The 13,850-nt window shown below is 61.3% G+C and carries 11 protein-coding genes and 1 pseudogene; 4 read left to right on the top strand and 8 right to left on the bottom strand.

Annotated elements, in window-relative coordinates:
• Positions 1–88: 88 nt before the first annotated feature.
• The 4 genes and pseudogenes from HMPREF2743_RS12270 to HMPREF2743_RS12665 form a co-directional block, all read right to left on the bottom strand.
• A pseudogene (locus HMPREF2743_RS12270) lies at positions 89–293 on the bottom strand (IS256 family transposase); the annotation flags it as partial.
• Positions 294–536: 243 nt separating this feature from the next.
• A complete protein-coding gene (locus HMPREF2743_RS00050; protein ID WP_070817933.1) occupies positions 537–1,199 on the bottom strand; it encodes a DUF1707 SHOCT-like domain-containing protein in 663 nt (220 codons plus the stop codon).
• A 75-nt stretch (positions 1,200–1,274) separates the two neighbouring features.
• Positions 1,275–2,432 carry a non-hydrolyzing UDP-N-acetylglucosamine 2-epimerase gene (gene wecB / locus HMPREF2743_RS00045; protein WP_070817932.1) on the bottom strand — a complete coding sequence of 386 codons (1,158 nt, stop codon included), beginning with the start codon at positions 2,430–2,432 and terminating at the stop codon, positions 1,275–1,277.
• 92 nt (positions 2,433–2,524) lie between these two features.
• On the bottom strand, positions 2,525–2,662 hold the full coding sequence (locus tag HMPREF2743_RS12665) for a hypothetical protein (RefSeq protein WP_168160907.1): 138 nt from the start codon (positions 2,660–2,662) through the stop codon (positions 2,525–2,527).
• 219 nt (positions 2,663–2,881) lie between these two features.
• Between HMPREF2743_RS12665 and HMPREF2743_RS00040 the strand changes: the two genes are divergently transcribed.
• A complete protein-coding gene (locus HMPREF2743_RS00040) occupies positions 2,882–3,157 on the top strand; it encodes a hypothetical protein (RefSeq protein WP_070817931.1) in 276 nt (91 codons plus the stop codon).
• A 53-nt stretch (positions 3,158–3,210) separates the two neighbouring features.
• Here HMPREF2743_RS00040 and dnaG read toward each other — a convergent pair whose 3' ends face one another.
• Positions 3,211–5,139: a DNA primase gene (gene dnaG / locus HMPREF2743_RS00035; RefSeq protein ID WP_070817930.1), complete on the bottom strand. Its 1,929-nt coding sequence runs from the start codon at positions 5,137–5,139 to the stop codon at positions 3,211–3,213.
• A gap of 156 nt (positions 5,140–5,295) precedes the next feature.
• Here dnaG and HMPREF2743_RS00030 point away from each other — a divergent pair, with 156 nt between their 5' ends.
• On the top strand, positions 5,296–5,823 hold the full coding sequence (locus HMPREF2743_RS00030; RefSeq protein ID WP_070817929.1) for a guanyl-specific ribonuclease: 528 nt from the start codon (positions 5,296–5,298) through the stop codon (positions 5,821–5,823).
• A gap of 3 nt (positions 5,824–5,826) precedes the next feature.
• Positions 5,827–6,060, top strand: coding sequence for a barstar family protein (locus HMPREF2743_RS00025; protein WP_070729589.1), 234 nt, complete (start codon positions 5,827–5,829; stop codon positions 6,058–6,060).
• Between the two features lie 66 nt (positions 6,061–6,126).
• Here HMPREF2743_RS00025 and HMPREF2743_RS00020 read toward each other — a convergent pair whose 3' ends face one another.
• From HMPREF2743_RS00020 to HMPREF2743_RS00010, 3 genes are all read right to left on the bottom strand, one after another.
• Positions 6,127–9,426 carry a LamG-like jellyroll fold domain-containing protein gene (locus HMPREF2743_RS00020; RefSeq protein ID WP_210400236.1) on the bottom strand — a complete coding sequence of 1,100 codons (3,300 nt, stop codon included), beginning with the start codon at positions 9,424–9,426 and terminating at the stop codon, positions 6,127–6,129.
• A gap of 244 nt (positions 9,427–9,670) precedes the next feature.
• Positions 9,671–10,945, bottom strand: a complete 1,275-nt coding sequence (locus HMPREF2743_RS00015) for a deoxyguanosinetriphosphate triphosphohydrolase (RefSeq protein WP_070817946.1) — start codon at positions 10,943–10,945, stop codon at positions 9,671–9,673.
• A gap of 11 nt (positions 10,946–10,956) precedes the next feature.
• Positions 10,957–11,541 carry a YdcF family protein gene (locus HMPREF2743_RS00010; protein ID WP_070817928.1) on the bottom strand — a complete coding sequence of 195 codons (585 nt, stop codon included), beginning with the start codon at positions 11,539–11,541 and terminating at the stop codon, positions 10,957–10,959.
• 44 nt (positions 11,542–11,585) lie between these two features.
• Between HMPREF2743_RS00010 and HMPREF2743_RS00005 the strand changes: the two genes are divergently transcribed.
• Positions 11,586–13,649: a TPM domain-containing protein gene (locus tag HMPREF2743_RS00005; RefSeq protein WP_070817927.1), complete on the top strand. Its 2,064-nt coding sequence runs from the start codon at positions 11,586–11,588 to the stop codon at positions 13,647–13,649.
• Positions 13,650–13,850 lie beyond the last annotated feature (201 nt).

Raw genomic sequence — 13,850 nt, 5'->3', positions numbered from 1 at the left:
AAACAGCCGCTTGTATTCCAAGCGGCTTTTTGCTGTTCTATCTAGGAACTTATCCGGATTTTGGGCTTAAGGGACATTTCGTGTGGATTTAGGAGCGTCCGGCCCAGCCTTTTCTTATGCCTAAGCTGGGGTTCCATTCGTTGTCGATGTGGGTGTCGAATGTGGCTGGTCGCCCGTCTGGGTGGCCACGTCGTGTGAGCTCTTCTTTCGTCCAGGCCGCGTATGCCGCTTTTCCCATTGCGTCCGAAGTCTTGCGACCTGGCTAGGTCCAGTGGATGTACAGGGACTTCGGTGCGGACGTCGCCATAGGAATTGGCCTAATCGCACCAGCTGCGACTTATCTACCACAGACCTAGTGTTATCCGTTGTTGATTTCACAGATCGGGCCGTTGGAACCGATTCAAAATCAAGATCAAGGAATTATCCCAGGCTGCCCCGAGAATCCGTATCGGTTTATCCACACGAAATGTCCCTTAAGCCGATTTTGGTGACTATCGTCGTGGAAATGTCGTGCCGTTTTAATCCCCGTCACCGACCTAACGCTTAACAACGTGCACGTCTACCCCTCCAAAAAGGCTAAAGCAGTTGACGACAACCTCTGGAGCGCTAGCAGGTAGGTCGGCCGGATCAATAGCCCCACGGTCAACCTTGATGTCATGCCCGCCGAAAAGGCCGATGCCGTTAACTCGGACACGAAAGCCCTCGGGAATCCATACGTCGACACCGCCAAAGATTCCAACCGCTTGAATGGTGGTTACGTGTTCTCGAAGTGCAGCACCGCGCAGGTCTACGTCTGTCCCACCAAAAATACCCATTGTGGTATGGCGAGAGGCAATGGGAGTACTTCGAACCGTAGTGCCACCGAAAATGCCCATGGAAAGGCCCTGAGCACCACGCACGGATGGTTCGACTTGAGCTAGTGCGCGGTCAACAGTCGTAGCAAGCTCCCCATCTACAGTGTTAATCGCGTGTGAGCTCTTTGAGGCGACCTCATGGCTACCAAAGAGTACTCTTCCGGGATCCTCAAGGAGATCGGAAACGAGGTCGAGCAACTCGCCGCGCGTCGTCGCGTTGGCACATGTAGAAGAACGTTCCTCAAATTCGGCGACGCTGAGTTGGCCTACAGACATCGCATCAGCCAATACTTGGGAAGCTGTGGTGCGCTGAGAGTTAGTGCATTTAATGTCACGTGGTTCCATAGCTTTACCTTACGTGGAACCACATGAATGGGCAGGGCAACTAGAAATACGCGCCTGCCCATTCATCTCAATTCTCTATAGCTCAATACCTGGGTCAAAGTCCGGCAGGCGCTCCCCTGCGCCGAGGAGCTCAGCAATAGCAGCAACGGCACGCTCTGCGGCCTTGCCGTCGCCATAGGGGTTTACGGCGTTAGCCATGGAGGTGTACGCAGCGCCGTCATCGAGCAGCAGCTTGGCTTCCGCCACGATGAGACTACGGTTGGTACCCACAAGTTTCACAGTGCCGGCAACAACAGCTTCAGGGCGCTCAGTGTTCTGGCGCATGACTAGGACCGGCTTACCCAGAGCCGGCGCTTCCTCCTGGACCCCGCCAGAATCAGTCAGGATGATGGTTGCACGGTCAAGCAGCTTGGTGAACTGATCGTACGGAAGCGGATCCGTGATGAGAACATTGGGCAAAGACTCGACTTCCGGAAGCACAGCTTCACGAACCTTCGGGTTCAGGTGCAGCGGCAGAACAAAGTTAATGTCCGAGTAATTCTCTGCAAGGTCCTTGACCGCGCCACCGATTTCCTTCATCGCTTCAAGGTTCTCGCGGCGGTGGGTGGTCACCACAACCAGACGCTTGTCGGATTCAGCCACTGCTTGCAGAGCAGGATCCTCAAACGCGGTATCCCAGCTGGCTGCCTCCAGAAGAGCGTCAATAACGGTGTTACCAGTGACCGCAATGTCCTTGGAGCGCACGTTCTCGCGGCGCAGGTTTTCCATCGAGCCTGCCGTCGGAGCAAGGTGTAGCTCAGCTACTTGACCAATCAGCTTACGGTTAGCTTCCTCCGGGAACGGAGAGTGAATGTCGCCGGTGCGCAAACCCGCTTCGAGGTGGACGATTTTTACGCCGCGATGGAAACCAGCAAGTGCTGCAGTCATTGCAGTCGAGGTATCGCCCTGGGAAATAATGACATCAGGCTGCTCCGCATCAATGATCTCATCGAGCCCCATGAGCGCACGGGAGACAATCTCATTAAGGCCCTGACCGGGCTTCATGAGGTGAAGGTCCAGCTTTGGTTCAATTCCAAACATGGTGTTGACCTGTTCCAGCATTTCCTTGTGCTGGCCAGTGGAGACGGCTACGGATTCAAAACGCTCGTCCTTCTCCAGTGCCTTGATGACCGGTGCCACCTTGATGGCCTCAGGACGGGTTCCGTACACGGTCATAATCTTTGGCTTAGACATAGACATCCTTCGTTTTTACCGGGAGAGAATCTCCATAGGAGTCTACAGCGCTTATGTTTCGCGCACATGGCTTGGCTTCAAGAAGATGAGCGCTAGTCCTCGCTCACGGTGACTTCGCGCGGCTCTTCAAGCCCGGCGGTACGAGGCTCAGCTGCCGCCACGCTGGCGGTGAGCAGCGCCGACATCGCCACAGCTGCCGATGCCGCATACGTATGCTTAGAAGTCTTCACAGGTATTAAGTTAACTGAAGCGAATGCCTTATGGGAAGAGTTCACGTCATATCTATTCCCTATCTCTATTCCCCGTTACTGGTGGCTTCACTGCCCACCGCCGCCTGCCCAAGATCGCTGCGGCAGGTAGGCTGTTCATGAGAATTGCACGTTTCCCGTACGTTGTACGCAAACGCTGGCTATTGCGCCGGCTTGAAGTAAGGGGATGACTAGTTTCCAATGATCCAATTTGTTGTGGGTGCTGCCGCCGGATACGTCTTTGGAACCAAGGCTGGGCGCAAGCGCTATCACCAAATTAAGGGCGCCTATGAGAAGGCCGTCAACTCCCCCGCCACCAAAGCCGCGGTACGCTCCGCACGCAAGGCTGTGGCCAACCGCTTGGACCCAGAGCCGCGCATGCGCGAGCTTAAGGACTACAACAAGGGGCGCCGCGACAAGCGTGGCGCCGCAGATGGAGTGCAGCCGGACCGGATTTACGAGCCGGACGAAGATTAACGCGCACGCTAAAACGCGTGCGCGGGGGCGTGCGGATTAGTGCGTAGTGCTCGCTAGCGCACTCCTCGGAAGGCGCGGTCATTGAGCTCGCGGCGGGCCTGTTCGAGGGCGACAAGGTCGGCGAAGAGTGAGTTGTAGGACTCTTCGTCGTCGGAGGGGCGCATGCGGCCTAGTTGGGCCTTGAGTTGGGCTACTTGGTCGCCCACGCGGGCTTCCTGGAGGCGGGAGAGCACGGAATCAGCGTAGGCCTCAAGATCGGTGTCGGGGTTGCCGGTCTCCCCTAGCTTGATGGGTTCCACGGCGAGCTCGGAGACGAAGTTGCGGGCCATGAGGTCCGGCATCTCACCCGCCACGGCGGCCAGCCATTCCACGCCGGGTTGTTCAGCACCGGCGGTGACACCACCGAGGGTGGAGATGGCGCGGCGGATGGTGCGGTAGGCCTCGTTGGAGTAGGCATCCTCCGTAATGCCGTCGAAATAGCTGCCGGCGATCTGCGGGTACTGCAGGGCCAGTTTGAGGGCCTCGCGCTGCGGCCACAGGTGTGGCTCGCGGGGGCCAGGGATGTGCATGACGGGGGCATTAGACTGCGCGGGCGCAGATGAGGTCTGTTCCAGGGAGGCAAAGCGCGGGCGCTGTTCCTTCCTGGGCTTACGCGCCTCCTGACGCACTTGGTGGAGTACTTCCTCCGGATCGGGCCAGCCCACCCAACCGGCAAGGCGGCGGGCGTACTCGCGCTGCAGGGGTTCATCGCGGATCTGGGCCACCACGGGCACCGCGCGGCGCAGGGCTTGGAGGCGGCCTTCGGCCGAGTCGATGCTGAAGTCTGAGATGACAGAACGAATGACGAACTCAAACATGGGGATGCGGTCCGCCACCAAGTCACGCACTGCGGCGTCGCCACGCTCAAGGCGCAGATCGCAAGGATCCATGCCATCCGGGGCCACGGAGACGAAGGACTGGCCGGTGAATTTCTGCTCGCCCTCGAAGGCGCGCATGGCGGCCTTCTGCCCGGCCTCATCACCGTCGAAGGTGTAGATGAGCTCGCCGTGGAAGTAGGAGTCATCCAACATGAGGCGGCGCAGCACCTGCAGGTGGTCCGCGCCAAAGGCGGTGCCACAGGAAGCCACGGCCGTCTTCACGCCTGCTGCGTACATAGCCATGACGTCCGTGTAGCCCTCCACCACCACGGCCTGGTGCTGCTCGGCGATGTTGCGCTTGGCCAAGTCCAGGCCGAAGAGCACCTTGGACTTGTGATAGAGCATGGTCTCGGGCGTGTTCATGTACTTACCCAGCTTGTCATCGTCGAAAAGCTTGCGTGCGCCAAAACCGATGACGTTGCCGGATAGGTCCTTGATGGGCCACAGCAGACGCCGGTGGAAGCGGTCGATGGGACCGCGCTTGCCCATCTTGGAAATGCCGGCGGCGTCGAGCTCCTCAAAAGAAAAGCCCATGCGCAGCAAGTGCTTAGTGGCCGTGTCCCAGCCCTCCGGGGCATAGCCGCATTCAAATTCGTAGATAATTTCCTTGGAGAAGCCGCGGTCCAGAAGGAACTCGCGTCCGGCGGCGGCCTGCGGGGTTTCTAGCTGCTGGCGGTAGAACTCGTGCGCGGCCTTGTTCGCAGCGATAAGCCGACGGCGGGTGCCGGGCTTTTCATCGCGCGCACCGGTGGTACCACCTTGGTAGTTGATGTGGTAGCCAATCTTCTGGGCTACGGCCTCAACGGCCTCCGGGAAGGAGACCTGCTCCATTTCCATGAGGAAGCTGAAGACATCCCCGCCCTTGCCTGTGGAGAAGCAATGATAATAGCCGCGCTGTGGGCGCACGTGGAAAGAGGGGGTCTTCTCATCCTTGAACGGGCTCAGCCCCTTCAGAGAGTCATAGCCAGCGGGTTTGAGCTGAACGTACTCGCCCACGATTTCATCAATAGGCGCGCGTTCACGGATAGCTTGGATATCGCTGTCCGGAATTCTGCCTCGTGCCATGCGTACAGACTACCCCGCCTGTAGGACACACAGGTACCCACGGCTGGGTGGGGCCAGGCCGCCTAGTCCCACATCCGCAAAGACCCTTCGGTGGGGATTGGAAAAAGGCCTGGTATGGATTTCTGTTTCAGGCCTTATAGCTGCAATGATGGGGCCATGTCCCAATCCTCCCCCTCCAAAAAGTCGCTGCCGGCCCTCATCGGTGGCGCGGTTCTGGTCCTCGTCGCGGGCTACTTCGGCATTGACCTTGGTAGCTCAAGCGATGGTGCGGACCAGAAGGCAGCGCCGTCTTCCGCTGCTGCTGGTGCCTCCACTGCGGCGGGTGCATCCTCTGCCGCTGGTGGGGGTGAGGGGGACGCCGCAAAGCAGGGCGAGTCAGGCCTGCCCACGTGCGCTTTGGATTCCCTACCGGAGGAGGCCCACGAGACCACCGAGGACATCCTGGCCGGCGGGCCCTATGACTATCCGGATAATGACAACGTGCGTTTCGGAAACTATGAGGGCGTACTGCCGCAGCAGGCGAAGAACTACTACCGCGAATACACCGTGGAAACTCCGGGGATTGGGCACCGCGGGGCCAAGCGCATTGTTACCGGCGGCGGCAGTGAGACCGACCCGGATGTCTGGTACTACACCGATGACCACTACGAAAGCTTCTGCAGTATCCCGGACGCGGAGGACTAAGGCATGCAACGCATTCTCATTACTGAACCCATCCGCACGCGCGAGGACTTCTATGGTGCGCTCGGGCGCCTGCGCGGTTGCACCTCCGGCGCGCCGCGCAACCTTGATGCACTAGCGGATTTCCTCCGCGAGCAGCACATCGTGGCGATCATCGCCGCGGACTTCGACCTGGTGGAAGAAGACCTGGCCCCTATCAGCATGGTGCTGAAGGACCAGGGTGTCGCGCTCGTGCGCTAGTGAGCTGCTCGTGAGGGGGTGACCTGACCGCGGTGGCGGCCAGGCGCGTGGTGGCCTGCTGGGGGCTTAGAGGCCGAGGGCGCGCTTGATGGTGTCGCGGACCTCCGGGGCGAGGTAGTTCAACAGACCGGCGATGACCGCGGTGGCGCCTGCGGCACCGAAGAGGGCGCCGAGGATGGCGGGGAGGACGCTTCCGCGGCTCGAGCTGTTGCTCGAGTGGTCGCTCGAGCCACTGGAGCCGTCGTGGTTAGAGCTGCTGCTGCTGCTGTCGCTGCTGGAGCCGGTGTTGTCGCCCTGGTTGCCGGCGGTGACTTCCACGACGCGGGAGGCCAAAGCCTGGTTGCCGGCGGAGTCCGTGACGGCGTAGGTGACGGAGTACACGCCCGGCTTGGCGGTGTCGATGTTGCCCACGACCTTCACCTTGTCGGTGAGGTCACCGTCCTTATCGTCCTTGGCGGTCACGCCCTCAAGCAGGTTGGCTTCAGCGCCCTTGGTGATGGTGAGCTTGTCGCTGGGGACGGTGAGCTCAGGGGCTTTGTTATCCTTCTCCTTTTCCTGCTCCTGCGCGGTGAAGACGCCGAACTGGCGCACGATGCCAGGCTTGGTGCCCTCCTTGGAAGAAGCATCCGCGGAGGTGGCGTACCAGCCATAGGCTTCGCCAGCCTTGACGTCCTTGTAGGTCACGCTGGCAGGCCAACCGGACTTGGCGGTATCTGTGCCAATCTCCTTGCCGGTATCGGTCAAGGCGAGCATGGAGTTCGTCGCAAAGCTGGTCTTGCGGGTCTGGAATTGGATCGGAATACGGAACTCGTCCTCGTGGCCGTTGTAGCGCTGGCGGTCGTCGTACTCGGTGGCATTGTGGTCGTCGAGAAGCGGCGAATACGTATCCACGATCATCTCTGAATTCTGCAGATCGAATTGCAGGAGGCGCAGGTAGCTGGAGCCAAAGCGCAAGCCGGTGTCGCCATCATAGTCGCCGATCTCCGTCAGACCCAGCTCATCGGAGCCGACCTCGTAGAACTGGTAGTCCGCGAGAAGCTCCACCACGTGGTTGTTGGTGTGACCGACGTCCTTGCGGCTGACGATGGACACGCCGTGCTCGTGGCCGGCCAGGACCAGGGCCACGTTGGGGTTTTTCTGGATGACGTTCTCATAAACCATCACGCCGTCGTGGGAGAAGTCCGAGCCGCGACCATCCGGGCTAGCGGAAGGCTTGAGGTAGGCGTGGGTCAGCAAGATGGCGTTGCGGTCGGAGTACTGCTTGAGCACCTTATCCGCCCACGCGGCTTCCTCCTCAGTGACGTCATAGCCCAGGTGCAGGGCGATGAAGTCCATGCCGTTGGTGGAAAACAGGTCATAGTGGTTGTCGTTATCGCCCTCAGCATAGGGGTGGTAGGAGGCATCCTGCTCAGCCCACTTACCCTTACCCTGCTGAGCCTCGTAGCGTTCCGGACCAAAGTACTCGTTGTAGAGGTTGCCGGCACCGACATCCGCGCCGCTTTGGTTATCGTGGTTGCCCGGCAGCACGCCGTTGACCACGCCGGCGTCCTCCAAAATCTTCTGGGCGTTGGAGGCTACCTCGAATTCCTTCTTGGCATTGGGGCGGTCATTGTCCTTGCCAATCCAGTTCTCAATGATGTCACCGGTGTGTGCGGAGTAGGCGATCTTGCGCTCGTCGGCGTTATCGGCAATCCATTGGGTGGCCGCGGTGTAGCTTTCTTCCCACTTCTTGCGCTCCTCGGCGGTGGCCTTTTCTACCGCGCCTTCGGAGAGGTACTGGGTATCGGTGTGGTGGGCGATGGAAAAGTCATAGTCGCTGGTGTCGGCGAACTGCTCGTTGACGGGCTCGTTGAGGTCATCGGCAAAGACGTCGTAGCCCACCAGCATGGTGTGGATGGTGTCACCGTCGACGAAATCTTGGTTGGCTTGCGCGCTAAGGCTTACTTGAGCGTCGGCTGCGCCGCGGGTTTCTGCCAACTTCTCCCAGCTATTGGTTGTGGTGTTCCAAGCCATGAGGCGCACCGAGCGCTTGGGGTCCACGGTGCCGGACCAGGCGATGTCGTGGGCCTTCTTCTCAGCGTCCTTGAGCTTCAGGTCAAAGCGCTGGAAAGGCATGTGCTCCGTGGAGCTGGTCTCCTGAGCATCCTCGTTGTCCGGGTTGAGGGCCTTGTCGAAGTCCTCGCCGTCTTCATACTTAAAGTCCAGGCTCTCCGGGATATCCGTGAAGGTGCCTTGGAAGCCCTTCTCCGCTACAGCCACATCGGCTTCAGTGAAAGTGGTCTCCACGTCCCCACCGCTCGGGTTATCGGCGCGAGCGGAGATCGTGATGCCCTCGCCGCTCGGCGTGGAGTCGGTGCCAGCGGCCCCCGGGAGGTTGCCGGAGGTGAAATCGATGGTTTGGGAGATGGGGTTGCCAAAGACATCGCGGCCCTCGGCCTGGATGGAGTGGTTTCCTTCCTTGAGGCCAGCTCCGATTTCTTGCCCCAGCTCGATGTCCTCGCCGTCCAGGGTGTAGGTGAGCTCGCGGGAGATGAGGGCATCGTTGTTGAACTGGACGTCGAAAGTCACCGGGCCCGTCAGGTGCTGACCCGCGCTCGGGGTGGAGCCGGTGATCTCCGCCTTCTTATCGGTGCTCAGGTTGGAGTCCTCGTAGAGGGCGGAAATCTCATCTTCGCCCAGCGGATCGGAGAAGATGCGGGCCTCGCTGACCACGGCATCGGAGTAGAACTGGGCGGCGTTATCCCGGCCGGAATCCGCGCCGATCATCACGGCGGTGGAATTGGACTTGGGCTTGGTCACCTCGCCGTTGATCTCGGTGTTCTCAGCCACCTTGGCGCCGTTGACGTAGAGCTCGCTCTTGTTTCCGTCATAGACGCCGACCGCGTGGTACCACTGGCCCGGATCCACCTGCTGCTGGGCTTTCTTGTAGCCATCGCTGCCGTTGACGGTAAAGGTGAGCTGGTCGCCGTAGATGACCATGGCCCAGCCACCGGCTTCCTTGTTGGCGCAGAGGCTCTTTTCGTTGCCGTCGAAGTCCCCGTCATAGCGGAAAACGCACTCGACGGTGAAGCCGTCCTTGATCTGGTCAAACTTATCCCCGATGTCGAAGCCGACGGCATCCTTGCGGCCATCGAAGTGGGCCACGGGGCGCTCAAGCACGCTGTCTTGCTCCACGGTGGGCTCGCCGATCTTCAGCGGCTCGGCATCGGATGCGGAGTTGCTGATGACACCGTTCTCAAAGGAAAGATCCAGGATGTCTGCCTGAGGCAGGTCTTGGGCAGAGGCGAGTGCGGGAGAGACGAGGCTGGAGCCAACGAGGCTGATAGAGGCAATGAGCGCGGCTTTATGCAGCTTTTTCTGAGACACAAAAATTCCTTGACAGTAAGCAAAATGAAGAGACTTCCGCTGTGGGCAGGCAATAAGGGGGCCTGGCGGCACGCGGACCTGCCTGAGGTTAGGTGGCCGGTTTTAAGAAGAGTTGTCAGCTATGTAACACCCAAGTGAACGGTGTTCAACTATCAGGTGACAGGCGTCTCTTGGGATGCTGTGCCGTTGTGTGGGGCACGGTGCTACTGGGCTTGGTGCTGGTGTGCTGCTGACTAGTTGCCGACTAGCTGAGGAAGCCGAAGAGGTCGGCACTGCGCTGCGCCAGGCGCTCCAGGCGGGATTCGGTCATGGAAGCAATCTGGTCGATGATGGCGCGGTCACGCTCCAGATCGGTATCGGCTTGCTTCCACCACAGAGCGAAGGTGGCGTCCAGCGAGCCGGGCGCGCCGGCCACCAGGTAGTCGTAGACGCGGTAGATACGCTCGCGCTGGCGGTCCTGGCGGGACAGGTGGGCGGGCTCATCCATGACGTAGAGAACGGCGATGGTCTTGAGCAGCGTTACCTCCGCCACGGCACCCGGTGGGACGGCGAGGTCGCCGTGCATGCGGCCGAGGGGGCCGTCGTTAGCCGCGAGCGTGGCGGAAACGGTAGCGCCCACGTAGCGGCCGACGAGCTCCGAGGTCATCTTCTTTAAGTTGGCATAAGAGCGCAGGGAGTAATCGAAATTGCCGATGGCGTTGATGACATCGAGCTGGCGCAGGCGGTCGGCTGCCTCGAGGAGCTCATCGGCATTACCGCCGAAGGCTTTTGCGCCCTTGTCCGCGAGGTTGGCCAGCTCCACCAGGTCCCAGAGCACGTTCAAAGAGATGCGGCGGGAGATGATGCCGTCTTCGACGTCGTGGACGGAATAAGCGATATCATCCGACCAGTCCATGACCTGAGCTTCCATGGACTTGCGCTGGTCTGGGTGGCCTTGGCGCAGCCACTCCAGCGCGTCCGCGTCTTCGTCGTAGGCGCCGTATTTGCGGTTGGTCGTGCCATCCGGGTTGGTCTTGGTCCAGGGGTATTTGCAGGCGGCATCGAGTGAGGCGCGGGTGAGGTTGAGGCCATAGCTGCGCGGGCCCGCCGGAGAATCCAGCACTACCTTGGGCTCCAGCTTGGTCAGGATGCGCAAGGTCTGGGCATTGCCCTCGAAGCCGCCGAGGGCCACCTCGTTAAGCGCGTTCTCGCCGTTGTGGCCGTAGGGCGGGTGGCCAATGTCATGCGTCAGACCAGCCATATCGCACAGGTCCGGGTCCAGCCCTAAGCCCGCGCCGATGCTGCGGGCAATCTGGCTGACCTCCAGGGAGTGTGTCAGCCGGGTGCGCGGGGTATCGCCATCGCGCGGGCCCACCACTTGGGTCTTATCCGCCAGGCGGCGCAGGGCCGCGGAGTGCAGGACGCGGGCGCGGTCCCGGGAGAAGGCGCCGCGGTGTTCCTCGCTTTTGAGCAAGGCCGAGCCTTTGGGAGTCTCGGAGGCAAGGCGGGCGACGTCTTCTGCACGATAGGAATAGCTCACGGTGTTCAAGCTTAGGCGGAGTCCTGGCCATCCTGGGTCTGCCTCGCGCCAATGACGCGGTGGCGCAGGGCCTGGTTGGGGCGGATGAGGCGCTCGATGCGGTAGAAGGCCGCGCGCACGCCTTCGGTGCGCTTCTCCCCTAGCAGGGTGCGCAGGCCCAGGTAGGCCAGGCCGCCGGTCTCGTGGGCCAGGTAGCGCCACCACGGGATGGAGAAACGCGGGGAAGGATAATAGGGCGTGCCCATAACGGTCGCGGTGACTCCTTCTTGGCGGGCGATGAGGAAGGTGCGCAGGCGGTGGAGCGGGTCGGTGATGATGACAGCCTCAGTTACGCCGAGCTTTTCGCGCGCAGCGACCAGTTCGCTGCGGGTGTCGAGGCCTTCTTCGAGGGCGGTGACGTTGAGGGGTGCGTCGTCAAGCATGCGCTTAGCCACCCCGGCTTCGGTGAACCTATCGCCGGGCAGCTTCCCGCCGACGGTGATGATGGGCAGGTCGTGCGCGGCGGCGTACTCGGCGGCAAAGCGCACGCGGCCGCGAAGGATGCGGGAGGGGCGCCCGTCGTATTGCGCAGCACCCAGGACAATAACGTACTTCACTGCTTGACCACTCTAGCGCTGAGTGGGAAGGTATCGTGGTGCGCATGACTACTGCTGCTCGTTTTGGTCGCGCCGCCCTTGCTGCTCTCGTGTTGGGGTTGGCCACTGCTAGCCCCGCCATGGCTGCGGATCTCATTCTTGCCGCGCCGGAGGCGGCCTCGCTCACGGATAAGGTGACGGATGAGGCGGGGGTGCTCTCGGACTCGGAGAAGGCCGAGTTGGAGGACAAGATTGCCGCGCTGCAGCAGGAGAACCACGTGGTGATTTTCGTGGTCTTTGCGTCCTCGCTGCCGGAGGGTGCGGAGAGCTATGCGGACAGCATTGTGAAGTCTAAGGGCCCGAATTCTGCGGCCTATGTGGTGGGCGTGGATGATTCCACCGTGGGCGTGCAGACGGGCAATGACTGGCCGCGCGGGCGCCTGGATGTGATGTATGAGGCGGCCTACGCCAAGCTTGCCGACGGCCGCCAGTTCGGCGCTTCCGCACTCGCGCTTGTCGACGCTGCCGAAACCGGTTCTTCTTCCTCTTCTAGCGCGGCTGATTCATCCGGCTCTTCTGGTTCCGATGGTTCTGGTGGTTTGTGGCTGGCTGGTGGCGCGGGTGCGCTGGCTCTGGCTGGCGGTGGCGCCGCGGTGGCGAGCCGGCGCAAGACCAAGAAGGACTCGGCGGCCACGCTCGAATCCGCGCGCCAGATTGAGCCGGGTAATACCGCACAGCTCGACCGCTTGGATATGGCGACTTTGGAGAAGCTGGCCCAAGAGGAATTGGTCTCCACGGATGAATCGATCCGCCGCGGCAAGGAGGAGCTGGATATTGCGGTGGCTGAGTTCGGCCCTGAGCGCACCCGCCCGTTCACGCGCGCGATGAACCACTCCACGCTGACGTTGCAGAAGGCTTTCCAGTTGCAGCAGAAGCTGCAGGACAACCTTCCGGAATCGACGGCGGAGCGCCGCCAGATGCTGGTGGAGATTATCTCCTCCTGCGGGCAGGCCGATGATGCGCTGGATGAGCAGGCTGCCGACTTTGCCAAGATGCGCGATTTGCTCATCAACGCCGGCTCCAAGCTCGATGAATTGACCCAGCGCACGGTGGACTTGCGCGGGCGCCTGCCGCAGGCGCGCACGACGCTGTCCACTCTCAGCGGCTCTTATTCCGAGGAGGTACTGTCCTCCATTGCGGATAACCCGGAGATGGCGGAGGTCTCACTCACCGAGGCAGAAAAACTGCTTTCGCGCGGCCGGGAATTGCAGTCCCAGCCGGCCGGGCAGCAGGGTCCTTTGGTGGGCTATATCCGCGATGCCGAGCACGCCTTGGAGGTCTCGGACCGGCTGCTTAATGCAGTGGAGAATGCGGAGAACTCGATTACGGCGGCGCGCGATAACTTGCCTGCGCTCATCGATGAGGTTGAGGAAGAAATCGCTGAAGCACAGCACCTCGAGCAGCGCGGTAAGGCTCAGGGCTCCCCTGCTGATTGGTCCGCGCTGGAATCACTGCTTGCGGAGGCCCGGGAGGCGCTGAGTACGGCTCGCCAGCATGGCCAGGCAGACCCGCTGGGACAGTACACAGCGCTGACGGCTATCGATAGCAAGCTAGATGAGCAGCTCGATACTGTCCGCGAGACCAATGCCACCCGCGAGCGCCAGATCGCGCTCTACCGCCAGCAGATTGCTGCGGCCGAGTCCGCCATCCAGGCAGCTGAGGACTTGCTTTCCTCGCGTGGTCGCGTGGTGGGCCCCGATGCGCGCGTGGCTCTTGCCGATGCCACCCGCCTCTTCGCCCAAGCCCAAAACTCCGCGTCTAAGGACTTGCGTGCTGCGCTCAACTATTCCCGCGATGCGGCTTCTGCCGCGCAGACGTCGCTCAACCGCGCGAAGCAAGACCTGGAGGCTTATCGCCGCCAGGAGCAGCGCCGCCAGGCCACTGATGCCGCGGGCAACATTCTGACCGGCATGGTTATCGGCCAGATTCTCGGCGGAGGCTCCAGCGGCCACCGCGGTGGTGGCTTCGGTGGCGGTTTCGGCGGTGGCTTCTCCGGTGGCGGGGGCTTCGGCAGCGGTGGCTTCTCGGGCGGCGGCGGTGGAGGCGGCTTCCGCGGCGGCTCCTTCTAGCCGCCCCCTTCCCCTTTCCGCGCCTAGGCCTCGAAGCCCGCGACCCACACCCGGCATCTCATAACTGGAGCGGCCCCATAAGGCATCTCGCAAAAGGCGCCTAGCAAAAGGCATCCTCTAGAAGGCGTTTTTACAGCTAAAAACGCCTTTTGCACCCTCTACATGGCGTTTTCCCCTTATTGCCAATGGAGTTGTGAACAT

The sequence above is a fragment of the Corynebacterium sp. HMSC036D02 genome (assembly GCF_001836165.1).
Classification (GTDB): Bacteria; Actinomycetota; Actinomycetes; order Mycobacteriales; family Mycobacteriaceae; genus Corynebacterium.
Note: the sequence above shows the minus strand (reverse complement) of the source record. Positions and strands in the feature narration are given on the sequence as shown.

Coding starts and splice junctions, on each gene's coding strand:
- HMPREF2743_RS00050 (WP_070817933.1), bottom strand. CDS start 1,199: ATGGAACCACGTGACATTAAATGCACTAACTCTCAGCGCACCACAGCT.
- wecB (WP_070817932.1), bottom strand. CDS start 2,432: ATGTCTAAGCCAAAGATTATGACCGTGTACGGAACCCGTCCTGAGGCC.
- HMPREF2743_RS00040 (WP_070817931.1), top strand. CDS start 2,882: ATGATCCAATTTGTTGTGGGTGCTGCCGCCGGATACGTCTTTGGAACC.
- dnaG (WP_070817930.1), bottom strand. CDS start 5,139: ATGGCACGAGGCAGAATTCCGGACAGCGATATCCAAGCTATCCGTGAA.
- HMPREF2743_RS00030 (WP_070817929.1), top strand. CDS start 5,296: ATGTCCCAATCCTCCCCCTCCAAAAAGTCGCTGCCGGCCCTCATCGGT.
- HMPREF2743_RS00025 (WP_070729589.1), top strand. CDS start 5,827: ATGCAACGCATTCTCATTACTGAACCCATCCGCACGCGCGAGGACTTC.
- HMPREF2743_RS00005 (WP_070817927.1), top strand. CDS start 11,586: ATGACTACTGCTGCTCGTTTTGGTCGCGCCGCCCTTGCTGCTCTCGTG.